The sequence below is a fragment of the Mesorhizobium sp. WSM4898 genome, from assembly GCF_029625845.1.
Classification (GTDB): Bacteria; Pseudomonadota; Alphaproteobacteria; order Rhizobiales; family Rhizobiaceae; genus Mesorhizobium.
In genome coordinates this window covers 1-22,901 of record NZ_JARTVQ010000011.1, presented here as the reverse complement: position 1 = coordinate 22,901, position 22,901 = coordinate 1, and the positions used below count along the sequence as shown (strand labels likewise).

At 65.2% G+C, this 22,901-nt stretch carries 22 protein-coding genes; 5 read left to right on the top strand and 17 right to left on the bottom strand.

Annotation, left to right across the window (positions count from 1 at the left end; translation table 11 throughout):
* Positions 1–8: 8 nt before the first annotated feature.
* Together P9228_RS27785 and P9228_RS27780 are read right to left on the bottom strand one after the other, a co-directional pair.
* Complete coding sequence (locus P9228_RS27785) at positions 9–1,325, bottom strand: FAD-dependent oxidoreductase (protein ID WP_067319517.1); 1,317 nt, start codon at positions 1,323–1,325, stop codon at positions 9–11.
* A gap of 62 nt (positions 1,326–1,387) precedes the next feature.
* Entirely contained in the window at positions 1,388–2,281 is an 894-nt protein-coding gene (locus P9228_RS27780; protein ID WP_127403732.1) for a dihydrodipicolinate synthase family protein, read from the bottom strand.
* Positions 2,282–2,396: 115 nt separating this feature from the next.
* Here P9228_RS27780 and P9228_RS27775 point away from each other — a divergent pair, with 115 nt between their 5' ends.
* Positions 2,397–3,056 carry a GntR family transcriptional regulator gene (locus P9228_RS27775; RefSeq protein WP_127216854.1) on the top strand — a complete coding sequence of 220 codons (660 nt, stop codon included), beginning with the start codon at positions 2,397–2,399 and terminating at the stop codon, positions 3,054–3,056.
* A 42-nt stretch (positions 3,057–3,098) separates the two neighbouring features.
* Here P9228_RS27775 and P9228_RS27770 read toward each other — a convergent pair whose 3' ends face one another.
* The 3 genes from P9228_RS27770 to P9228_RS27760 all read right to left on the bottom strand — a co-directional run bounded on the left by P9228_RS27770 (position 3,099) and on the right by P9228_RS27760 (position 5,769).
* Complete coding sequence (locus P9228_RS27770; RefSeq protein WP_067319522.1) at positions 3,099–3,416, bottom strand: hypothetical protein; 318 nt, start codon at positions 3,414–3,416, stop codon at positions 3,099–3,101.
* A gap of 241 nt (positions 3,417–3,657) precedes the next feature.
* Positions 3,658–3,957 carry a hypothetical protein gene (locus P9228_RS27765; RefSeq protein ID WP_067001648.1) on the bottom strand — a complete coding sequence of 100 codons (300 nt, stop codon included), beginning with the start codon at positions 3,955–3,957 and terminating at the stop codon, positions 3,658–3,660.
* A 315-nt stretch (positions 3,958–4,272) separates the two neighbouring features.
* Entirely contained in the window at positions 4,273–5,769 is a 1,497-nt protein-coding gene (locus P9228_RS27760) for a CoA-acylating methylmalonate-semialdehyde dehydrogenase (RefSeq protein ID WP_067319526.1), read from the bottom strand.
* A 374-nt stretch (positions 5,770–6,143) separates the two neighbouring features.
* On the opposite strand from P9228_RS27760, the gene P9228_RS27755 reads away from it, so the two are divergent.
* From P9228_RS27755 to P9228_RS27745, 3 genes are all read left to right on the top strand, one after another.
* Positions 6,144–7,025, top strand: a complete 882-nt coding sequence (locus P9228_RS27755) for a LysR family transcriptional regulator (RefSeq protein WP_127239276.1) — start codon at positions 6,144–6,146, stop codon at positions 7,023–7,025.
* Positions 7,026–7,440: 415 nt separating this feature from the next.
* Positions 7,441–7,881 carry a hypothetical protein gene (locus P9228_RS27750; protein ID WP_278056655.1) on the top strand — a complete coding sequence of 147 codons (441 nt, stop codon included), beginning with the start codon at positions 7,441–7,443 and terminating at the stop codon, positions 7,879–7,881.
* A 68-nt stretch (positions 7,882–7,949) separates the two neighbouring features.
* The gene (locus tag P9228_RS27745) at positions 7,950–10,040 is read left to right on the top strand and encodes a phosphatidylserine/phosphatidylglycerophosphate/cardiolipin synthase family protein (protein WP_278056747.1); all 2,091 of its coding nucleotides are present in this window, start codon (positions 7,950–7,952) and stop codon (positions 10,038–10,040) included.
* Position 10,041: 1 nt separating this feature from the next.
* On the opposite strand, the gene P9228_RS27740 is transcribed toward P9228_RS27745, so the two are convergent.
* From P9228_RS27740 to rsfS, 10 genes are all read right to left on the bottom strand, one after another.
* The gene (locus P9228_RS27740) at positions 10,042–11,301 is read right to left on the bottom strand and encodes a D-amino acid dehydrogenase (protein WP_127216283.1); all 1,260 of its coding nucleotides are present in this window, start codon (positions 11,299–11,301) and stop codon (positions 10,042–10,044) included.
* A gap of 20 nt (positions 11,302–11,321) precedes the next feature.
* Positions 11,322–11,852, bottom strand: a complete 531-nt coding sequence (locus tag P9228_RS27735; RefSeq protein ID WP_278056653.1) for a nucleoside-diphosphate kinase — start codon at positions 11,850–11,852, stop codon at positions 11,322–11,324.
* On the bottom strand, positions 11,849–12,268 hold the full coding sequence (rnk, locus tag P9228_RS27730; protein WP_278056652.1) for a nucleoside diphosphate kinase regulator: 420 nt from the start codon (positions 12,266–12,268) through the stop codon (positions 11,849–11,851). The genes P9228_RS27735 and rnk overlap by 4 nt, the downstream gene beginning before the upstream one ends.
* A gap of 271 nt (positions 12,269–12,539) precedes the next feature.
* Positions 12,540–13,682, bottom strand: a complete 1,143-nt coding sequence (gene alr / locus P9228_RS27725) for an alanine racemase (protein ID WP_278056651.1) — start codon at positions 13,680–13,682, stop codon at positions 12,540–12,542.
* Between the two features lie 200 nt (positions 13,683–13,882).
* Positions 13,883–14,398 (bottom strand): RNA pyrophosphohydrolase, encoded by a 516-nt coding sequence (locus P9228_RS27720; protein WP_278056649.1) that lies wholly within the window; start codon positions 14,396–14,398, stop codon positions 13,883–13,885.
* Between the two features lie 51 nt (positions 14,399–14,449).
* Entirely contained in the window at positions 14,450–15,649 is a 1,200-nt protein-coding gene (locus tag P9228_RS27715) for a divergent polysaccharide deacetylase family protein (protein ID WP_278056647.1), read from the bottom strand.
* Between the two features lie 212 nt (positions 15,650–15,861).
* A complete protein-coding gene (locus P9228_RS27710) occupies positions 15,862–17,193 on the bottom strand; it encodes a S41 family peptidase (RefSeq protein ID WP_067001610.1) in 1,332 nt (443 codons plus the stop codon).
* 1 nt (position 17,194) lies between these two features.
* Positions 17,195–18,529, bottom strand: a complete 1,335-nt coding sequence (locus tag P9228_RS27705; RefSeq protein WP_278056645.1) for a murein hydrolase activator EnvC — start codon at positions 18,527–18,529, stop codon at positions 17,195–17,197.
* Between the two features lie 147 nt (positions 18,530–18,676).
* Positions 18,677–19,159: a 23S rRNA (pseudouridine(1915)-N(3))-methyltransferase RlmH gene (gene rlmH / locus P9228_RS27700; protein ID WP_278056643.1), complete on the bottom strand. Its 483-nt coding sequence runs from the start codon at positions 19,157–19,159 to the stop codon at positions 18,677–18,679.
* 61 nt (positions 19,160–19,220) lie between these two features.
* A complete protein-coding gene (gene rsfS / locus P9228_RS27695) occupies positions 19,221–19,598 on the bottom strand; it encodes a ribosome silencing factor (protein WP_059189846.1) in 378 nt (125 codons plus the stop codon).
* A 241-nt stretch (positions 19,599–19,839) separates the two neighbouring features.
* Here rsfS and P9228_RS27690 point away from each other — a divergent pair, with 241 nt between their 5' ends.
* Positions 19,840–20,691, top strand: a complete 852-nt coding sequence (locus tag P9228_RS27690; RefSeq protein WP_278056642.1) for a mechanosensitive ion channel domain-containing protein — start codon at positions 19,840–19,842, stop codon at positions 20,689–20,691.
* A 5-nt stretch (positions 20,692–20,696) separates the two neighbouring features.
* Here P9228_RS27690 and P9228_RS27685 read toward each other — a convergent pair whose 3' ends face one another.
* Entirely contained in the window at positions 20,697–21,974 is a 1,278-nt protein-coding gene (locus P9228_RS27685; protein WP_278056641.1) for an MFS transporter, read from the bottom strand.
* Between the two features lie 82 nt (positions 21,975–22,056).
* Positions 22,057–22,644 (bottom strand): nicotinate-nucleotide adenylyltransferase, encoded by a 588-nt coding sequence (locus P9228_RS27680; protein ID WP_095799734.1) that lies wholly within the window; start codon positions 22,642–22,644, stop codon positions 22,057–22,059.
* Positions 22,645–22,901 lie beyond the last annotated feature (257 nt).

The window sequence follows — 22,901 nt, the reverse complement described above, 5'->3', positions numbered from 1 at the left end:
GCGAATTGTCAGAACCGTTGCGGGCGGAAAGGAGTGAGATCGATCGGCGGCTCCTGCCCGAGAAGGAGATCTCGGATCGAGCGGCCGGTCGCTGCCGCCTGGGTCAGGCCGAGATGGCCGTGGCCGAAAGCGTAGACGATGTTCGGCGCCCGCGCCCTGCCGATGACCGGCAGCGAATCCGGCAGCGATGGCCGGAAGCCCATCCACTCGCGGCCGCCCGACGGATCGAGCCCGGGCAGGAAACGCTTGGCTTTTTCCAGCATCGCCTTCGAGCGCGCGAAATTCGGCGCTCGTTCGATGCCTCCCAGCTCGACGGCGCCGCCGACGCGCAAGCCGGTTTCCAGCGGCGTGATGACGAAGCCGTGCCCGGAAAAGATCAGCTGCCGCTTCACGTCGAAGGCCGACACCGGCAGCGTGGTGTTGTAACCGCGCTCGGTCTCCAGCGGGATGCGGTCGCCGATATCTTTGGCCAGCAGATGCGACCAGGCGCCGGCGGCGATCACGAGCTGCTTCGCTTTTCGGGCCGTGCCGTCCGCAAGCATAAGCGTGACGCCGTTTGTTCCGGTCCCGATACGCTCGACGCGCGCGTGCTCGAAGCGCGCGCCGAGCCGCTCCGCATAGGCCCAGATCGCCTTGCCGAGCAGTTTCGGATCGGCGACTGTCTTCCACCCCGGCACGAAGGTGCCCTTGACGAAGCGCGGCGAAAGACCCGGCTGCAGCGCCGCCATCCCCTCACCCTCGACATGGCGGAAGCCTATGCCGAAACGTTCGCGCGCCCTCCAGCCGGACAGCGAGGCGCGGAACTCGGCCTCGCTTTCGTAGAGTTCGAGCGAGCCGTCCTCATGCAGCATCGGCCGCGTGCCAGAGCGGTCGAGCAAACCCATCCATTCGGCTTCGGCGAGCTTCATCATGCCGGCCTGCGCCGCAAGGCTCGCCTCGAAGTGCCTGGCGGCGCCCGCGCGCCAGAAGCGGAACAGCCAGGGAAGAAGTTTAGGCAGATAGGCCGGCGGGATGGCAAGAGGCCCCAGCGGATCGGCAAGCCATTTCGGCAACTGCCTGATCATCCCCTTATGCGCCAGCGGCAGCACGTCGGAGAAGGCGAAGGCGGCAGCGTTGCCGGAGCTCGTCTCCTCGCAAATGCCCGTCCGATCGAAAATGGTGACGCTGCGTCCCGCCTCCGCGAGCAAGGTGGCGGCGCAAATGCCGATGATGCCGCCGCCGATGATGGCGATATCTTCTCCTTCTCCCCGGTCACGGGGAGAAGGCGCCCGACGGGCGGATGAAGGGCGGCGCCCCTCTTCGGTCGGCTTGGCATTTCCTTGCACGCTGGCGCTGTCCCTCGTCTGTCTGCCGCCATCTGCTCCGCGTGAACGGGAGCAGAAGGCTATCAGAACGCCGGCAGTTCCGGCCGCGCGGCCAGCGCATCCCTGACGATCTTTTCCACCGCCTTCCGGCGCTCGCCCGACAGCGGCTGGCGCGGCATGCGAACGCGGTCATTGGTACCGATCGCCAGCACTTCGGCAAGCTTGATGTTTTGGACCAGGTAGGTCGAGACATCGAGGTCGAGCAGTGGCCTGAACCAGCGGTAAATCTTCAGCGCTTCTTCGCGGCGACCTTTTCTCATCAACTGGTAGATGGCGACGGTCTCACGCGGGAAGGCCGTGACAAGGCCCGCCACCCAGCCGATGGCGCCGACCGACAGCGCCTCGAAGGCGAGGTTGTCGACGCCGGTGAAGAGGTCGTAGCGGTCGCCGAGGCGATTGATGATCTCGGTCGAGCGGCGGATGTCGTCCGACGATTCCTTGATTGCGACGAAGCGCTTGTCGGACGCCAGCTCCTCCATCAGGTCGACAGTGACGTCGACGCGATAGGCGAGCCGGTTGGAGTAGATCATGACAGGCAGGTCGCCGGCCTCCGCGACGGCGCGAAGTGCGGCGACCGTCTCTTCGGCATTGGTGTGGTAGATCGGGCTCGGCACCACCATCAGGCCGTTGGCGCCTTCCTTGGCTGCGCGGCATGCGATGCTTGCCGCCTCGCGGGTGCCGGGTTCGTTGACGGTCAGAAGCACCGGCTTTGTCCCGGCGACCTTCTGCGCCGTCTTCAGCACTTCGATCTTCTCGTCATGCGACAGCATTGGCCCTTCGCCGAGCGAGCCGCAGACGATGATGCCGTCGCAGCCGGCCTCCATCTGCAAGGAGAAACAACGCTCCATTTCGGCATGATCGAGGCGGTCGTCGGGGGTGAATTTGGTCGTGACTGCAGGGAAAACTCCGGCCCACATGGCTATCTCTCCGTCTGATATATCAGCGGTATATTTATTAAGACGCGGCCTGTCAATGCTGAATCCGCTATGATATATGAAAAATATATCAGGAGCTGGCCCATTGATATCCGCATTGATATCCAACGACACGAGCGCAACCTTCGAGCCGGTTGCGACCAGGGCCTATCGTGTGCTGGAGCACATGATCGTCACTCTTGAACTGGCGCCTTCAAGCTTCGTCACCGAAGGTGCACTGATCGAGCGGCTCGGCTTCGGCCGTACCCCGGTGCGCGAAGCGATCCAAAGGCTGGCCTGGGAGGGCTTGCTCGACGTCAGACCACGCGCCGGCATCGCGGTCGCTCCGCTCCACCCCGGCGACTGGCTGCGCGTTATCGATGCCAGGCGCGGCATCGAGGTGGTGCTTGCCCGCTCGGCCGCCCGCTTCGTCACCCGCGAGGCGGCCGACCTGTTTCACGAAGCAGCCCTTGCCATGCAGAAGGCAGTGATCTCCGGCAACGTGCTTTCCTTCATTCAGGCCGACAAGCAACTTGACGAGGCGCTGGCGATCGCCGCCGACAATCCATTCGCGGCGCGCGTGGCGGCGCCCTTGCAGACGCACAGCCGGCGCTTCTGGTTCCGCTACAAGGCGGATACCGGGCTCGCCGAATCGGCCGAGCACCACGTCGCGCTGATCCGCTCGATCCTCGACGGCGACGAGGAAGCCGCCGCCAAGGACGCCAAGAAATTGATGGCGCTGCTGCGCCACCACGCCGAGGCGGCCGCGACGCGCTGACCGGAGCGGTTCCGGCTTAACTGAACTGTCCGGTTACGCAGTTCACCCGCCCGGGTGCCGGACCGCGGTGGCCAGCGTGTGCTCCCATCCCTCGCCGGCCGCCAGGATGCAACTCTGGCCCTTAACGTCGGTCATCAAGATGGTCCAGGTTCCGCTCGCCGACACAAACACCTCGAAGATGGCGACGTCTCCACCCAGGCCATAGCCCAGCCGCTTCTCTTCGAACGTCTCTGCCAGCCCCGCGACCAGATCGTCATGGCCCCCGCAGAGGACTTGCGCCTGCACCGGGACTGCCGGCAAAGCCATGACGGCGCCGGCGACTGCCGCCTTCACCACTCGGAACGAAAATCTGCGTGCCATGGGCACCTCCTTCGCCGTGGCATTCCGGCAAAAGAGGCACATTCGGCCGCCTCAGTGTGCCGGAACGCTCCAGGCCGGACTCGACGTCGCCATCACGTCACTCCTTCTGGTTTCCGGTCTGTCGCAGGGAGATTTATCACTCCCTGCATTCGATATGGTGAAGCTGCGCCCGGTAGACAAGCGGGCGTTGATGCGGGCGCCGGCGCGGCTTTCACTGAACGAGCCGTGGCGCCAGTGAGTGTTAGGCTCCCGGCACGGCTGCCGTGATCGTCGGGCTGTCCCAGCCTTCGCCAACGGACAGGATGCAGCTCTGCCCCTTGGTATCGGAGGCAAGAACGGTCCAACTGCCTTGGTCGGAGACAAAGATCTCGAGCACGACGTTCGGATTGATCAGCCCGCGCCCTGCCTCGCTTTCGTGGAACTTGTCGCCGAGCGCCTTGATGATGTCGGCGCGTGGTGCGCATTGTGCTGCCGCATTGGCCTGGCCGACCGACAGCGCTGCCGCCGCAAGGCACATCGTCGCCATAAGAAATCGTGTCATCCGACACCTCCTCGCGCCAGACGAGAACCCCGGCTGCCACCGGCGCTGTTTGATTGGCCTGCACGCATGGCAGGAATACAGCCTAAGGCGAATGGCGGCCTGTTGGTTCCATGGAATCATTAGGAGGTGCGGATGCAGCCTCGACGTGTCTCGTCGCAAATCATGCATCGAAGTTGCAAGCGACGACCGGGCGAGACGACAAGCTACGCCAAATATCGATGAGGTGAAGGACAACCAGCCTCCTCTGCAAGGCCCCAAACAGAAAGCGCGGGTGCAAACCGCGCTTTCTCACGAGGCTCTCGAAAAACCGTCCGGTCAGTTCATCGTCGGGATGACGAACTCGGCGCCGTCCTTGATGCCGGACGGCCAGCGCGAGGTGACCGTCTTGGTCTTGGTGTAGAAGCGGAACGCGTCCGGGCCGTGCTGGTTAAGGTCGCCGAAGGACGACGCCTTCCAGCCGCCGAAGGTGTAGTAGGCGATCGGCACCGGGATCGGCACGTTGACGCCGACCATGCCGACCTGGACCCTGGAAGCAAAGTCACGCGCGGCGTCGCCGTCGCGGGTGAAGATGGCGACGCCGTTGCCCATCTCGTGGTCGTTGGCGAGGTTGATGGCGTTCTCATAGGTCGGCGCGCGCACCACCGAAAGCACCGGCCCGAAGATCTCTTCCTTGTAGATGCGCATCTCCGGCGTCACGTTGTCGAACAGGCAGCCGCCCATGTAGTAGCCGTTCTCGTAGCCCTGCATCTTGAAGCCGCGGCCATCGACAACCAGCTTGGCGCCTTCCTTGACACCGATATCGACATAGCCCTTGACGCGTTCCAGGGCTTGGCGTGTCACCAGCGGGCCGAAATCGGCCGAGGAGTCGGTCGACGGACCGACCTTCAGGCTTTCGACGCGCGGTACCAGCTTTTCCATCAGCCGGTTCGCGGTGTCGTTGCCGACCGGCACGGCCACCGAGATCGCCATGCAGCGCTCGCCGGCCGAGCCGTAGCCGGCGCCGACCAGCGCGTCGACCGTCTGGTCCATGTCGGCGTCGGGCATGATGATCATGTGGTTCTTGGCGCCGCCGAAGCACTGCACGCGTTTTCCCGCCGCGCAGCCGCGCGCATAGATATACTGCGCAATCGGCGTCGACCCGACGAAGCCGACGGCTTTGATGTCCGGATCGTCGAGGATGGCGTCGACCACTTCCTTGTCGCCGTTGACCACGTTCAGCACGCCTTCCGGCAGGCCGGCCTCGATGAACAGCTCGGCGATGCGGATCGGCACGCCCGGGTCGCGCTCCGAAGGCTTCAGGATGAAGGCGTTGCCGCAGGCGATCGCCGGCGCGATCTTCCACAGCGGGATCATCGCCGGGAAGTTGAACGGCGTGATGCCGGCGACGACGCCGAGCGGCTGGCGCATCGAATAGGTGTCGATGCCCGGACCGGCGCCGTCGGTGAACTCGCCCTTCATCATATGCGGCGCGCCGATGCAGACCTCGACCACTTCGAGGCCACGCTGGATGTCGCCGCGCGCGTCGGCAATGGTCTTGCCATGCTCGCGCGCCAGGATGTCGGCCAGCTCGTCATAGTCGCGCTGGACCAGTTCGAGAAACTTCATCAGCACGCGCACGCGGCGCTGCGGGTTGGTGGCGCCCCACTTGATCTGCGCGGCCTTGGCGTTCTCGACCGCGGCGCGCAGCTCCTGCGCCGAGGCCAGCGCCACCGTAGCGCGCACCGAGCCGTCCATCGGCTGCATGACGTCCTGCTTGCGGCCGCTGGTGCCGGCGACACGCTTGCCGCCAATGAAATGACCGTACTCGATCATGGGTTCTCTCCCTGTTTTGGTGATGAGGCATTGTCCGCCTTTGCGTCCGCAATGGCAACGCGAGCTAGAACGCAACCGTTGTGCGCGAAATAGACAGCGGCAGTCGGACGTGCATTAATTGCCGCAAAAGGTGATGATGATCGGTCATTGAAAGGATCGAAGATTGAGTTCCTTCACACCCCCGTCTGTCCTGCCGGACATCTCCCCCGCGTGGGGGGAGATTGGCAGTTTCATCGCCGGGGCTCTTCCTGCACCGTTGGCGATTGGCGAAAGCGAACGCGACATCCGATCTCCCGCCTTGCGGGGGAGATGTCCGGCAGGACAGAGGGGGGTGGGCGGGAACGCAGCGCTGGCGACTAACCTGGACCATCCCCATGAACTGGGATGATGTCCGCATCTTCCTCGCCGTGGCGCGCGCCGGCCAGATCCTCGGCGCGGCAAAACGTCTGGAGCTCAACCACGCCACCGTCTCGCGACGGCTCGCGGCGCTCGAGGAAGCGCTGCGGACGAAACTCTTCCGCCGCCTGACCACCGGCAGCGAGCTGACGCCGGCCGGCGAGCGCTTCCTCGACATCGCCGAGCGCATGGAGAGCGACATGATCGCCGCGCGATCGACCATCGCCGGCGAGGGCGACGACGTCTCCGGCACGGTGCGCATCGGCGCTCCCGACGGTTTCGGTGTCGCCTTCCTCGCCAAGCGTTTGGGCGAGCTGACGGCGCTCCACCGCGAGCTGACCATCCAGCTGGTGCCGGTGCCGCGCTCCTTCTCCCTGTCGCGGCGCGAGGCCGACATCGCGATTACCGTCGAGCGGCCGACCGAGGGTCGATTGGTGGCGGGAAAGCTGGTCGACTATACGCTCGGCCTGTTCGCCTCCCGCACCTATGCGGAAGCCAACGGCCTGCCGAAGTCAGCAGCCGAGCTCGATCGGCACACGCTGATCGGCTATGTGCCCGACCTCATCGTCAGCCCTTCGCTCGACTATGCCGCGGAGTTCAGCCCGGACTGGCGCACCAGCTTCGCCATCTCGTCAGCGCTTGGCCAGGCGGAGGCGGTGCGCTCGGGCGCCGGCATCGGCATCCTGCATACCTTCGTCGCCCGCTCGATGCCGGAGCTGGTGCCGGTAGACATCGTCGCGCCCATCCGCCGCGCGTACTGGCTGGTCTATCACGAATCGGTGAGGCCGCTGCGCCGGGTCCAGCTCGTCGCCAATTTCATCACCAGGGCGGTGGAGCGGGAAAAAGGGTTGTTCGTGTGATGCCGTCCAAAAAGGCCGATCCGCTTTCGAACCGCCATTGAGCCGCATCGAGGACGAAAGAATTCACAACCTCGTCGGCCTCAGCCGCGAACGCCGCCCACTTCCCGGCCGGCTTCCTCGGCGCTGTTGCCCATCAGCCCGCAGGTGACGAAACCATAGTGGCCCTCGCGTATCGAAATCGCGATCCTGGCGTGGCCGTAGAAGCCCGACTTCGCCGTCGCCGAGGTGGAAATCCATGTCAGCCATCCGCACGGGATAGCCGTCCGAGAATCGCGCCAGCCGGTCGTTGCTGAAACTGCCCGAAGCGAAGGCGGAGCCGACCCGCCTTGCGCTTGCCACAAAATCGGCCAGTGTGGCACCAGTGCTTCGCCATGCCATGGCAGGCGAGGGGGAATCTGGGAAAGCCGGCGCAGACATGCGAGCCATTCTTGCCATCCTGCCGCTGCTTTACCTCTCCGGCTGCGCCAATCCGTGGGCCAGGGTTCCCGAAGCTGAACTGCCGAAGCCGATCCGCTATGCGATGGGCCGCCCCTCGCCTTTCGTCTTCGGCAATTATTGCGGTCCCGGAACCCGCACCGGCGATCTCTCGGCCACCCCGGTCGACCGGCTCGATGCCGCCTGCCGGATCCACGATGCCTGCTATCTCGCCCGCCACAATCATTGCGATTGCGACGGCGCGCTGATCGCTTCGGCAAGGACGGTCCGCGGCGACAAGACGGCGCCAAGGAAGATGCGCGGCGAGGCCGAGCTCTTGATAGCTACCTTCGCGCTTCCGGTCTGCAAGGTCTTTCCGCAGGGCTTCATGCCGCCGCGCGATCCCGCCCAGCTCAAGGTCATGAACGGGGCGACCGGGTGAGACCAGGAGCCGTCGTGACAAGGCTGCTGCTTGGCCTGGCAGTGACCGCGCTCGCCGGGTGCGCCGGCATGCCGGGCCGTTCCGCCTGCGCCTTCTTTCCGGGAGACGGGGCCTGCGCGCGTGCGCCCATCTCGGCGGATCGAAGCGGCGCCGAGATCGCCAGCGCCCGCTACTTCGCGGACAATGGCAATGCCGCCTATGAAAAGCGATTCGAGGCGTTGCTGGCCCAAGGCCGAATCGATGCGCTCGACCGCACCAACGGCACCGGCCGCTTCGGCCGTGACTGGCGCGACGTCCACAATGATCTTTTCCAGGCAACTTATCCGGCGCTGCGACGGCTGGCCAAGCCGCTCGACAGCACGGAGCAGCCGCTGGCACCAGGCAAACCGGGCGAAGGCCATTTCACCGGTCGCTGGCGCATGTCGCGCCAGACGCTCTATCTCGACGCTGCCGCCAGGCCGTCCGCACCCAAGAGCTTCAGCTTCTCCGGCCTGCAGGCGCGCTCGGTCGAGATCGTGCTCCGCCAAGCCGGCCGGCAAACGGTCGTGATCGGCGGCAGCTGCGACGGATCGCTGGCGATGCGCGTCTCGGGCCGGTCGCGCACAATTGCCAAAGGTGCCCCGTTCCATCTCAGCCTGCCGGCGGCCGAGACATCTGCCAGGCTGTTTCCAAGCGAAGCGCTCACCCGCTGCGACCTCACCGTCAGCTCCAGCCTCGCGCCGTCCGGCGCGAAGCTGACCATCCTGCGCGAGGAGGCCGCCGACCCTTGGATCACGGCACTCGACAGCCGCTATGATCGTTGTCCGGTGCCAGATCCGGCCGGGCTCGAAGCGCTCGACCGCGCCTTTTATGCCGGCCGCTGGCTGTCGCAGACCTGCGCGCTGCCGCTCGGGTCGCCGACCCTGCTGCGCAAATCGCGCGACGGCTTCAATTCCAAGGTCGAGGCGCTGCTCGGCAAAACGCTGCCCGACAGCGCCTTCGACAAGGCCGATCCCGAACTGCCGCTCGATTTCTCCAACGCGCCGAGACTCAAGCTGATCTATCTGTCGTCGCTGGAGTTCAAGGCGGACTTTTCCGGCCGCATCATGGAGCGGCTGATCCGCCACCACGCGGCGCTCGGCACCAAGGTACGCATCCTGGTCACCGACGTGCTGGAGCGCGACAAGGACGACGCCCTGCTGCATCGGCTGGCGGCGGAGTTTCCCAATGTCCAATTGCAGGAATATCGCTGGCAGGCCGATCACGGCGCGCCGATCGACGAGCAGCTCTCACAGCTGCACAAGACCCATCACATCAAGATGCTGGCGACCCTGGCCGAGGAACCCGGCCGCTCGCGCGTCATCATCGGCGGCCGCAACATCCATGACGGGTTCCTGTTTCATAAGCCGATCGACCTGTCGCGCTACCCTCAGCTGCAGCAATACGGCAAGACCGACGGCTTCTCGCTCAACTACTATTCCAACTGGAGCGACTTCGACATCGAGATCGCCGACCCGGCGACGGTCGAAACGCTGGCCGCGCATTTCTCGACCATCTGGCTGCGCGATGCCGACACCAATCTGTCACGGCCGTTTTCCATTCCGGTTCGTTCCGGTGGTCATCCGCAAGGCGTGGTGCGGCACTTCATTTCCGTGCCTTACGCGGACGGGCATGCACTGGAAAACTACTTCGTCGAACTGATCGACACCGCCGAGCATCGCATCGAGATCGTGAATCCCTATCTCAACCTCACGCCCAGTATCGCGAGAGCATTCGATCGGGCGCTGGCCCGCGGCGTCAAGATCGACGTCGTCGGGCGCATCGATCTCAAGGGCGACATAGGCGGCCGCTTCCTCACCGCGCTCAACAAGCTATTCGTGGAGAAATATGGCGACCGCATCAACATCCGCGAATTCAAGGCGCCCGACGTGGTGCTGCATTCCAAGATCATGATGATCGATCAGCGCCTGGTGACGATCTCCTCGGTCAACCTCAACAATCGCAGCTTCGTCCACGACTCGGAAAACGGCATGATGGTGCTCGATCCGGCCTTCTACCGCCGCATGAAGTCGGTCTATGACGACTATCTCGCCCATTCGCAGCCTGTCGCCACCAATGTCACGATCGGCTGGGCTTACCGGCTGCTGTTCAGCAATGGGTGGGTGAAACAGGCCTTTTAAATCAAGCCTTGATGTAGCGGTCCGGGCTGAGGTCGAGCGCGTTGATCTCCGGCACCCGGTTGGAAATGATATCGGCAAGCACTTTCGCCGAGCCGCAGGCCATGGTCCAGCCCAGCGTGCCGTGGCCGGTGTTGAGATAGAGGTTGGACAATTCGCTGCGCCCGACCAGCGGCGGCCCGTCCGGCGTCATCGGCCGCAAGCCGCACCAGAAACTCGCCGCCTTGAGATCGCCGCCGCCCGGAAACAGGTCGCCGACGGAGTGCTCGAGCGTGCGGCGGCGCGATTCATGCAGACGAAGGTCGAAGCCCGAAATCTCCGCGGTGCCGCCGACGCGGATGCGGTCGCCGAGCCTTGTGATCGCCACCTTGTAAGTCTCGTCCATGATGGTCGACACCGGCGCCGCCGCCGCGTCCGTTATCGGCACCGTGATGGAATAGCCTTTGACCGGATAGACGGGGATCGGCCGTTTCATCTTGCGCATGAAGGGAGCCGAATAGCTGCCAAGCGCCATCACATAAGCCTCCGCCGTTCGCCAGCCCTTGTCGGTGCCGACCTGGACGACGCGGTTTCGGTTCCTGACGACGCGCCGGATGCTCGTGCCGTATTCGAAGGCGACGCCGCGCGCCACGCAAAGCTCGGCCAGCTTGTCGGTGAACATCTTGCAGTCGCCGGTCTCGTCGCCGGGCAGCCTCAGCCCACCGACGAATTTTTCCCGCACACCGGCCAGCGCCGGCTCGGCCGCGATGCAGCCGTCCCGGTCGAGGAGCTCGTAGGGAACGCCATATTTTTTCAGCACCTCGACATCGCCGCCGGTGCCGTCGAGTTGCTTCTGCTTGCGGAAGAGCTGCAGCGTGCCCTTGGCTCGCTCGTCATAGCTGATGCCGATCGTAGCGCGTAGCGCCTTCAGCGTGTCGCGGCTGTACTCGGCCAAGGGGACCATGCGCGACTTGTTCAGCGCATAGCGCTCGGCCGTGCAGTTGCGCAGCATCTTCAAGAGCCATGTCCACATATGCGGATCGAAGGCCGGCCGCACCACCAGCGGTCCGTATTTCATCAACAGCCATTTGACGGCTTTCACGGGAATGCCGGGCCCGGCCCATGGCGAGGCATAGCCCGGCGACACTTCGCCGGCATTGGCGAAGCTGGTCTCCAGCGCCGGGCCCTGCTGCCGGTCGATCACCGTGACTTCGTGGCCGGCCTCGGCAAGGAAGTAGGCGGTGGTGATCCCGATCACACCGCCGCCCAGCACCAGGACTTTCATTCTATGCTCCCTCAAACCGATCATGCCTCCGAAGGGCCGGGATCGTCGCCTTCTGTCTGCCGGATTTTGCCGCCCCCGCCAAGGGGCCAACGATCGGCTGCGGCGCTGTACACCAGCCTCGGGCCGCGGGGTCGCCGTCCGGCAGTCCGAGCCGCCTGATGCTTGGCCTCCGGCTGGTAGGCCACATCCTCGAGGAGGATGCGCTCGCGGCTGCCGTCGGGGCGCTCGGCCACTACCGACTGGCCCGCCCTCATGCCGAGCAGGCAGAGGCCGCGCCAGGTGCCGAGCGGCAGGCCGAATCCGACAGGAGCGGAGGCGTCGCCCAGCATCAACGTCCTCGTCTCCGGGGCTCCGTCGTTGATCCGGAAGACTACCCGGCTGTTCAGCGTGGCGATGTCGGGCTCGACCATGCCGGCCGGGATGATGTTGCTCTCGGCGAGCTTGCGTTCGAGCATCGGCACGATCGCGTCGGCAAAGGCGCGCCGGCGCATCAGCATCGCTTCGAGAACCGCGAGATCCTTCGGCGTGAGGCGATAGATGGTCCTGGTCATGGCACTCTCCGCGACGCGGATTGCTCGACCGCGTGGATGGTCGCCGAAAGCACCCGGCCGTCGCGGCTTCGCCAGGAGACTGCCCGGCCGGCACGCGCGCCGATCAGCGCGGTTCCGAGCGGCGTCAGCACCGAGATGCGTTTTTCGGCGATGTCGGCCTCGGCGGGATAGACCAGCGTCACGCGCTGAACGCTTCCTTCCCCGTCGTGAAGCGTCACCGTCGTGCCCATCCGCACGACATCGGCTGGCATCGCCGCTTCGGCGGCGATCGGCGCGCGGTCCATCTCGGCGAGCAGGTCCTCGGCCATCTCGGGCGTCCGCTCGAGAAAGGCTCTGGCAAGGCCGCTGAGCCGGTCGTGGTCCGCGTCGCTGACGACGATCGTGTTTCGGGAACGCGATTGGGTTGTGGCATTCATGGCAAACCTCCTGGATTTGCACGTCGACGAACCGACGCGCGCTGCAGCCCGCTCAAAGGCGGCGACGAAGAGCCGACAGCCGCGAAAGGCTGGCTGGCTCGATGACGATGTCAGGAATTCAAATGCCCCGGCTCGGCGGTCGCCAACACGACCGCGCCGGGGCTACGCTCCCGCGATGGGGCAAACCCTGAAAAAGGTTCTGCTATGGGCGAGGTTGCTCATGCCTCGACCCTTGCCGAGATGCATCGGCTTGTCAAGCAAGCCGCCCCTTTCACCCGCCGATGTAGCGGCGGTGAAAGCGCGCACCCAAGCTGGCCAGCACCTCGTAGCCGATGGTTCCGGCATGCGCGGCCGCGTCGTCGAGGCTTTGCGACGGCCCGATGAGCTCGACGAGGTCGCCCTCGCCCAGTTGATCGACCGGAAGCGCTGAAATGTCGAGGACAATGGAATCCATCGATACCCGCCCGACGAAAGGCAGCCGCACGCCCTCGAACCAGGCGGCCGAGGCGGCGCGCCGGTGCCAGCCATCGGCATAGCCGAGCGAGATTGTCGCCAGCCTGAGCGGTCCGCGCGCCTGATGGGTATGTCCATAGCCGATGCCGGCGCCGTCATCGACGTTGCGCGTCTGAGCCACCTTCGCCTGCAGCCGCACCACCGGCAGCATCGGGTTCGCCTCGCCCGGCGTCGGGTTGATGCCGTAGAGCGCCGCGCCCGGCCGCGCGAGGTCGTGGTGGTAGGCCGATCCGAGAAAGATGCCGGACGAATTGGCAAGCGAGGCCGGCGCCTTGGGCAGCATCCCGCGCAGCCGCTCAAACGCGAGCCGCTGCGCTTCGTTGGCAGGATTGCGCGGCTCGTCGGCGCAGGCGAGATGGCTCATCACCAGGCGGATGTCGATGCCGCCGAAAGCATCCGCCGCGAGCGCCTCGACGTCAGCCGGCGGCATGCCGAGCCGTGACATGCCGCTGTCGACCTGAACAGCGGCCGGCAGCTTTCGGCCGGCGGCAAGCGCCGCTTCACGCCACGCCCTCAACTGAGCGGTGCTGTTGATGACAGGATGAAGCCCAGTCGCGATCGCTTCCGGCTCGGAGCCCGGCGGCAGGCCGTTGAGCACAAAGATCTCATGTCCGGGTCCAAGCGCCTTGCGCAGCGCGATGCCCTCGCCGAGCAGCGCGACGAAGAAGATCTCGCAGCCTTCCTTCATCACCGCCGATGCCACGCGCGCTGCGCCGAGGCCATAGCCGTCAGCCTTGAGCACGCCTGCGCAGCGCACGCCCGCCAGCCGCGCCTTCAGCCGCCGGTAGTTCTCGCGGATGGCGCCAAGATCGATGGTCAGGATCGCGCCGGCTGCGGTTTCGCTGGGCATGAAGCCGCTGGTGGCGGTCGTTTGCGGCAAAGACGTTTTGGTGCCGGTCATCGGGGCAATTGCGTCAGACAAAGACGGGTCACACTTGTTGCGGAGCTGCGTGATTCTCGACGCCGGCGAAGTGCGCTTGTCGCGCGTCGTTCATGTTTGCCTCTTTGCCTGCGGCGCATCTGCATCAACAAAGCATGATCTCGACTACGGTGCCAACCTCTTCGCTAACCGAACTTAGTTGGAAGCGCGCCTGCCAACGCCTAGCGACCAAGATGCTCGAACGCGGCCACCACCTGCTCGTAGACCTGACGCTTGAACGGCACGATCAGGTCGGGCAGCTCCCGCATCGGCCGCCATGCCCATTGGTCGAATTCGGCCTTGTGGCCGCCCGGCGGCGGATTGATCTCAATCTCGCTCTCGTCGCCCTCGAAGCGGTAGGCGAACCATTTCTGCGTTTGGCCGCGATAGCGGCCCTTGAAGGCGACGCCGACCAGATGCGGCGGCAGGTCGTAATTGATCCAGTGCGGCGCTTCGGCAAGCAGCGACACGCTGCGCATACCGGTCTCCTCGTAAAGCTCCCGCTCCGCCGCCGGGAGCGGCTCCTCGCCCTCGTCGATGCCGCCCTGCGGCATCTGCCAGAGTTTCGTGGTGCCGGAGAATTCGCTGTCCGGCTCGGCGATGCGATGCCCGACCCAGACCAGCCCGGCCGGGTTGAGGATCATCAGCCCGACGCAAGGGCGATAGGGCAGCGTTTCGGGATCGATCTTCTTGGCCATCGTTCAGATTTCCAGCCGTTTTGGAGATGTACTCAGGCGAAAGGGTCGGCGTCAGCCTTTTTGCGGATCGATCGCCACCGCCGAAATCGGCACGATCTCGATGCCGCGCTTCTTCGCTTCTGCCACCCAGGACGCAACCGTGTCGACGGTGATATCGAAGGCCGAGCCGATGCCGACGGCGCTGCCCTTGGCGCGTGCCGTCGCCTCGAGGCTGTCCAGCTTCTTGAGGATTTCGCCGCGGTCCTGCACAGCATCGATCGCCATGTCGCCGGCGACGAAAGGAACGCCATCCTTCAGCGCGAGGTTGGGCGCCAGGCTTCGCGCGGAGGAGCCGTCGTCGACATAGGCAAGGCCGCGCTTGCCGAGCTCGGCCATGAACGGTCCCATCGCGTTTGCATCAGCCGAGAAACGCGCGCCCATATAGTTCATGACGCCGGTATAGTTGGTAGTCCTCGACAGCGCCCAGTGCAGGCTCTTCAGGTTCTCGTCCGGACTCGCATCGACCGTCAGCGTGTTGCGTCCCGGATTGACGCCCGGATAATCGAACGGCTCGAGCGGTATCTGCATGACGATCTCATGTCCGCTCTGGCGCGCCGCCTTCATCCAGCGGTCGATGCTGTTGCCCTGCGGCGCGAAAGCCAGCGTCACCTCGGCGGGCAATTTGGCGATCGCGGCCTGCGTGCCGGTCTGGGAGACGGCGAGCCCGCCGATGACGATAGCCACGCGCGCGCCGCGCGCTCCGGACCAGGGCCGCGCATAGACGTCGAACGGTCGCCGGCCATCGGCGGAGCGCACCGGCAGCGGGCCGCTGTCGCTCGCCTCGATCAGCGCCCTGTCGGGAATATGCGCGACCTTGAGATTCTGGCTGAGTGTGGAAGGATCGCGGATGACGATACCGGCCTTCGGCGGACCATCGCCCTCTTCAGACTCGACATGGATGATTTGCGGGCCATCGCTCTTCATCGGCGTGCTCGCATTGGGCTTCGCCGCCGCCACCTCGGCCGGTGCCGGCGTCGGCGCCGGTGCCGGCGCGGGAGCCGGCGCCACGATTACCTTCGGCGTCGAAACGGCCGTCTCTTGCGGTTTGCGGAAAGGTTTTTCACGCAACGCGATCGCACCGGAAATACCCACTACAGTGAGGACGGCGACCGCCGCGCCAAGCGTGCCGGCGCCGAAGGTGCGCGAGGCAGGGCGCTCTGGCCGGAGCGTCTGTCCGAGCGGGCGTTCGATGTCCTTGCCGGTGTCAGCCAAGCCGCATCCCCAGGCTCGTGACGCGGCTGATCGGATCAGCGCAGCTGATCGAATCGTCAGCGCTCACGCGCAAATTCAAAACCTTAGGCGACGCAGCGCCCGTTGCCGAACCACCCTGTCCCCGAATCAAACTGCCGGAACCTCGCGGTCCCGGCAGCATTGCATCGCTTCGGTCGGCCGGCCAGAGTGATCTGCCCCGGCCCTCCCCGTCTTTACTGGTTCAGCACAGCCTTGTCCGGGTTCGGCGGGAAGGCCGGATCGGTCTTTTGGCCGCGCAGCAGCTGTTCGGCATAGATCAGCTGCAGGTCGTCCTTCGGCTCCGGCGGCACATAGGCGGCCGAGCCCGAGCCGGTCGAGCTCTCGTCGGCTCCCTTGATGTGGCCCTTGAGGTCCGATTCGCCGCGGGTCAGGTCCCTGCCCTGCAGGTCCGGCGGCAGCGGCTGCTCGACCTTGATGTCGGGCGTGATGCCCTTGCCCTGGATCGACTTGCCCGACGGCGTGTAATAGAGCGCCGTCGTGAGCCTGAGCGCGCCGTTCTCGCCGAGCGGGATGATGGTCTGCACCGAGCCCTTGCCGAACGACTGCGTGCCGACGACGGTGGCGCGGCGCAGATCCTGCAGCGCGCCGGCAACGATCTCGGACGCGCTTGCCGAGCCGCCGTTGACCAGCACGATCAGCGGCTTGCCGCCGATGTCGTCGTTCTGCTTCGGCTTGGCGTCGAAGCGGGTAACGTCCTTCGGATCGCGGCCGCGGGTCGAGACGATCTCGCCGCGCTTCAGGAAGGCGTCCGACACGCTCACCGCCTGGTCGAGCAGGCCGCCCGGATTGAGGCGCAGGTCGAGTACATAGCCCTTCAGCTTGTCGTTGGGCACCTGCTTCTTGATGTTCTCGATGGCGTTCTCGAGATCGTCATAGGTCTTCTCGGTGAAGGAGGTGATCTTCATGTAGCCGATGTCGTTCTCAACCCGGTATTTCACCGCTTTGACCTTGATGATGTCGCGCACGACCGTCAACTCGATCGGCTTGTCGGCGCCCTGGCGCAGGATGGTGAGCTTGATCGGCGTGTTGACCGGGCCGCGCATCTTCTCGACCGCGTCATTGAGGGTGAGGCCGCGCACCTCCTCGCCGTCGATCTTGGCGATATAGTCGCCGGCAAGCACGCCCGCCTTTGCGGCCGGCGTGTCGTCGATCGGCGTGATCACCTTGACCAGGTCGTTCTCCATCGTGACCTCGATGCCGAGGCCGCCGAACTCGCCCTTGGTCTGCACGCGCATATCCTGCGCCTGCTCGGCATTCATGTAGGACGAATGCGGGTCGAGCGAAGCGAGCATGCCGTTGATGGCGTTCTCAACCAGCGACTTGTCGTCCGGGGGCGTCACATATTGCGCGCGCACGCGCTCGAAGATGTCGCCGAAGATCGCCAGCTGCTTGTAGGTCTCGGAACCCGCAGCATTCGCCGCCGAGCCAGGTGCGCCGTAGACCAGGCTCATTGCCGATGCGCCCATCAGCGCGCCGGCAAACAGAAGCGACAATTTCCGCATCATTTCACGTCCTTCCAGAAAATCGGTCCGCCCACCAGGGGTTCGGATCGACGGGTTTTCCATCCTTGCGGAACTCAACATAGAGTTCCGGCGTCGCATTTCCATTCTGCGAGGCCGAGGTGCTTGCCACCCGGGCCTCTCCCATCGCGCCGATCGGCTCTCCTGCGAGCACCGACTGTCCGGTCGCGACGCTGATTCTGCTCATCCCCGCCAGGACGACATGATACCCATCGCCCGCATTGAGGATCAAGAGTTGACCATAGGAGCGAAACGGCCCCGCATAAAGAACGTTTCCATCCGCCGGCGCGGTGACGATGGCCCCCGATTGTGTCGCAACCATGTCTCCCTGCATCATTGCGCCATTGCCGTCGTCGGTGCCGAAGCGCCGTTTGATCTTGCCGATGACCGGCAGCGCGATCTGGCCCTGGAGCGCCGCGAACGGGGCGGAAGCGGTTAAACGATTGCCCTCCGGCACCGGCGGCGCGGCGGGTTCCGCCGTCGATGCGGTCGTGTCGGCGTGCGCCGATTTCCGATCGGCCGCCTTGGCCTGGTCGGCCGCCTTGCGCGCCTTGTCGGCCTCGAGCGAGGCGATGAGGTCCTTGAGGCTGCTGGCCTTGTCCGCCAGCTGCTGCGAGCGCTGCCGCTCTGCTGCCAGGGCCGCTTCGGTATCGGCCTGCAGCTTCTGCTTGGCCGCGAGCAGCATGGTCAGTCGTTTCTTTTCCGCCGTCTGCTCGGTGACGGCAGCGGTAAGCCGCCCGCGTTCGGCCTCGATGGAGGCCGTCACCCGGGTCTGTTCCTTGAGATCGGCGAGCAGCCTGTCGGTCTGCTGGCGCAATTCCGGCACCACGGCGCCGAGCAGGATCGCACTGCGCACCGACGACAACGCGTCCTCCGGCTTGACCAGGATCGCCGGTGGCGGATTGAGCCCCATGCGCTGCAGCGCGCCGAGCACCTCGGCAAGTACGTCGCGCCGCGCCACCAGCGAAGCGTGCAGCTTCTCTTGCTCGGCCTTCAGTCCTTCCAATTTGGCGCCGATGTCCTCGATGTCCTGGCCGAGCTTCTGCTCGGTCATCGCCGACTGGATCAGCGCCGCACTGATCGAGGCATGGTCCTTCTTCACCGTCGCGACGTCGGCGGCAAGCTTGGCCAGCCGCTCGGAGGACAAGGAGATTTCCTTGGAGACCTGCTCGTATTCGACCCGGCTCTTGTCGGGGTCCGGTGCGACATCGAGCGAATTTTCCGCGGCCATAGCCGGCCCGAGCGCGATCAGCGCGGCGACTAGTGTCAAGCCGCAGCGGCTGCGCCAGGCGCGCGTTCTCGAATTCCAGCCTTCAGACATCAGGCCTCGACTCTATCCGCCGCTTCGTTAACGAACCATCAACCATGTTGGAGCACCCGCAACAACCGTGATGTCGGTTCATTGAGGCGGAAATCGGTGCAAGCGGACGTGATCCCCAGCTTTCGGGGTCACAGCGCGAACGATGACTCACGAGCGGTGATAGGGATGCCCGGCAAGGATGGTGGCGATGCGATAGAGCTGTTCGCCGAGCATGACGCGCACCAGCTGATGCGGCCAGGTCAGCGCTCCGAACGACAACACCAGATCGGCCTCTTCGCGCAAGGATTTGTGATGGCCGTCCGCGCCGCCGATCGCGATGACCAGCGCCTTGCGGCCGCTGTCGCGCAACTGGCCGATGCGGGCCGCCAGGTCCTCCGAGGACAGCGCCTTGCCGCGTTCGTCGAGCAGGAACAGCACGTTGCCTTGCTGCAGCTGACCCTGCAGCTTCTGGCCCTCCTCGCGGCGACGTTCGTCGGCGCTCTGGCCGCGGCTCTCGGATGTCTCGACAACGCCGGCAAATTCCAGCCCGGCCGCGGGCCCACTCTTGGCGAAGCGCTCGAAATAGCGGTCGGCGAGCTCTCTCTCGGGGCCGGTCTTCATCCGGCCCACGGCATGAACGGTGATCTTCATCCTCGCCTCGGCGAGCTCTCGATCGGCGCCGGACCGGAACGGTCACGGCCCGCGATACGGCTCAGTGCAAGGTCTCTTCCTCGAGATCCGGCGCCTGCCACATCTTTTCGAGATTGTAGAATTCGCGGACTTCGGGACGGAAGACATGGACGATGATGTCGCCGGAATCGATCAGGACCCAGTCGGCGCTGGCCAGCCCTTCGACGCGCGCCATGCCGAGACCGGCATCCTTGAGCGCCTTGAGGAGATGGTCGGCGACCGCCGAGACATGGCGGTGCGATCGGCCCGATGCGACGACCATATAGTCGCCGAGGCTCGATTTACCCTGGATGTCGATTGAGACGATGTTTTCGGCCTTGGAGTCTTCCAGACTGGCAAGGACTGTCTTGATGGCGAGGGAGGCAGCATCGCTTCCGCTGATCCCGGCCGGCGAAGGCACGATATCGGCCTTCTTCCGCAGTGCTGTTCTCAGTGTGTTTCCTTTCCCAATAAGAACAACCAAATCACCCGGCAAATCAGGTGACCCTGCTTAGATAGGCAGAGTTCCATTGCAGTTTCAAGACGGGCGCGCTCTCAGGGCGGCCTCGGCAGGCCGGACAGGCCCTCGGAAGGCTGAAAAGAGCGGAACCCCTGCGCGCCGCATGGGTTATCGGCACACCGGACAAAGGGGATTCCCAACCATGCCAATCGACCCGCAGAGCGCCCTCATCACGATTCAGGCCGGGCTTGCGCAGCTCAGCTCGCTGATAGTCTCCTATTCCTTCTCGGCAATCGGTGCTGTGATCCTTCTGATTGTCGGCTACCTCGTTGCCGGCCTTGCCGAGCGATCGATCTATGCCGGGCTCGGTCATATTCACGGCTTTGACGAGACGCTGCGCCACTTCTTCTCCCAGGTCGTCCGCTACGGCATCCTGATCCTTGTCGTTATCATGGTGCTCGGCCAGTTTGGCGTGCAGACGGCTTCGATCATCGCCGCGATCGGCGCTGCCGGTCTGGCGATCGGCCTTGCACTGCAAGGTACGCTGCAGAACATCGCCGCCGGCATCATGCTGCTTGCGCTGAGGCCCTTCCGCATCGGCGAATATGTGGAGGTCGGTGCGATCGCCGGCTCGATCGAGGAGATCGGCCTGTTCGCGACCAAGCTGCGCACTGTCGAAGGCATCTACATTCTGGCGCCCAACCAGACGCTGTGGAACCAGCCGGTGCGGAATTTCACCCGCAACGGCGTCAGGCGCACCGATATCAGCTTGAGCATCGGTTCATGGAACGACATCGACCGCGGGCAGAAGACCCTGCTTGCCATCGCCAATGCCGAGAAGCGCGTGCGGCGCGAGCCGGCGCCGATCGCCTTCATCGCAGGGCTTGGCGAGAGCACGGTTTCACTGACCCTGCGCTACTGGACTTCCGCGGCCGACTATTTCGCCACCCAGATCGACATGACCAAACGCGCCAAGCTGGCCTTCGACAACGAGGGCATTTCGATCCCCCTGCCGCCGCCCGAGATACCGTCCCAGGAAGTCCGCAAACAATAATCTCGTCAGCCCTTGGCCGGCTTTGTCGGCTCCTCCGACGCGAAGGCGAGCTCCACCGGCAGGGGCGTCTGCGCCGACATCGGCGCGAAGCTGCCGGTTGCGGCAGCAGGCATCGGTCGCGCCGCAAACACCCGCCACAGCACGAACAGGCAGAACGCGGAAGCGATGGCGATGCCGACATAGATGAAGGTCTCGGTGCCGAAGACGGCGGAAAGCGCCGTCACGATGCCGGGTACGATGAAGCCGGACAGCGACCAGGCAAAGAGCAGCGAACTCGACAGCGCCAGCAGCTCTTCCTTCCTGGCGCGATCGGCGGCGTGGGCGCTGGACAGCGAATAGATCGATTCCGATGCACCGTCCCAGATGAGATAGATCGCCACCAGGGCCATCAGCGCGCCGCCGTCGAAAGCGATGGCGAGCAGGCTCGCCACCACCGCCAGCGCCGCCGTGCCCGCCAGCACATAGCGGCGATCGGTACGGTCGGAGAGCCAGCCGAGCGGTATCTGCAGGATCAGCGTGCCGACCGGCATCGCCGACAAGAGCAGCGCCACCTCTGCCTGGCTGTAACCCTTGGCGGTGGCGTGGATCGGCGCAAAACCTGAGATGATCATCGACAGGCCGCCCACCGCCAGCATGCCGACGACGCCGACTGGCGAGATCCTCCACGCTTGGCCGAGCGCCACCGAAGCGGCCTGCGGCGCGGGCGGCTGGGCAAGCCGCGTCATGCCCACCGGCAGGATGGACAGCGCGGTGAACGCGATGCCGATCAGCGGCGCCGCCGCCGTCTGGATGTCGATCGCGGCGAGCGTCGCATAACCGACGCCCAATCCGGCGATATAGGCGACGTAGAACACCGCCATCACCCGGCCGCGTATGGCGTTCGGCAAGGCGTCGTTGAGCCAGCTCTGCGCGACGATGAAGAGGCCGCATATGGCGAAGCCGTAGAGCGCCCGCGCCGCGATCCACAGCAGCGGCATCGGTCCGGCGCCGATCGCCACGTTGGAGAGCGCGATCAGCGCCGAAAGCACCATGAACGCGCGGGCATGACCGACCCGGCGCACCATGGGTCCGGTCAGGATGCAGCCGGCGAGCCCGCCGGCCGAAAGGCCGGTGACGATCAGTCCGGCCCAGGTCGGATCGAAACCATCGGCGCCGAGCCGCACCGGAATGAAGGCGAACATCAGCCCGTTGCCGATCGCGATCAGCGCCATCGACACGATGACGCTGGCAATGGCAATCAGCGGCGCCGATTGTCCGGGATCGGTTTGGGTCTGCGTCAGCATGCCCTCGCAGCTTGGCTGATCGGAACGCGAAAGGCCGCCGTAAAAGCGACATCGCTCGGCCCCTTGTGGAAGAAGGGTGGCCTCAGCCCTTCGCCGCCTTGCGGATCGCGGTGGAGGAAAGCGACGAGCGCGGGCCGTGGATGAAGGTCCAGGCCGGCGCCCGCATGCGGGCAAGCAGCGGCGCGTCGCCTTCGTCGACGCGGGCATAGTCGAAGGTCTTGGCGACGACCGAGGACAGGAAGGAGAGCGTGGCGCCCGGTCGGTCGATGACCGCGATCGGGAAGGTCAGCACGATCTCGCGCCAGCGCTGCCAGCGATGGAAGTCGCGTAAGGAATCCGCGCCCATGATCCAGACGAAGTCGACGCCTGGATTGCGCGCCTTGACCAGCGCCAGCGTGTCGGCGGTGTAACGGACATGCTGCGCCGCCTCGAAGGCAGTGACCTTGATCTTCGGATTCCTGGCGATCCTTTCGGACAGCGCGACGCGCTCGGCGAGAGGCGCCAGCTCGCGCGCGCTTTTCAGCGGATTGCCGGGCGTCACGATCCACCAGAGCTGGTCGAGGGCCAGCCTTCTCAGCGCAACCTCGGCGACCAGCGCGTGGCCCGCATGCGGCGGGTTGAACGAGCCGCCGAACAGGCCGACGGCCAGCCCTTTGCCGGCATGCGGCATGTGGAGATAGGGCGCGGGGACGGGCTGCTCGGGCTGGGAAAGCATGACGCTAGGCACCCCCCTCTGCCCTGCCGGCCATCTCCCCCGCAAGGGCGGATATTGGCAGCTCCTTCGCAGCCGCAAATCTTGCAGTGTTGGCGACTGGCGAAACCGGGAAAATCAGCTGATCTCCCCCCTTGCGGGCAGGGCTATCGCATATGAGTAAAGAGTTCATAGAAGAAGTCTTTGCTCCAATTGGCCCTGCGCATCTTGCTGGC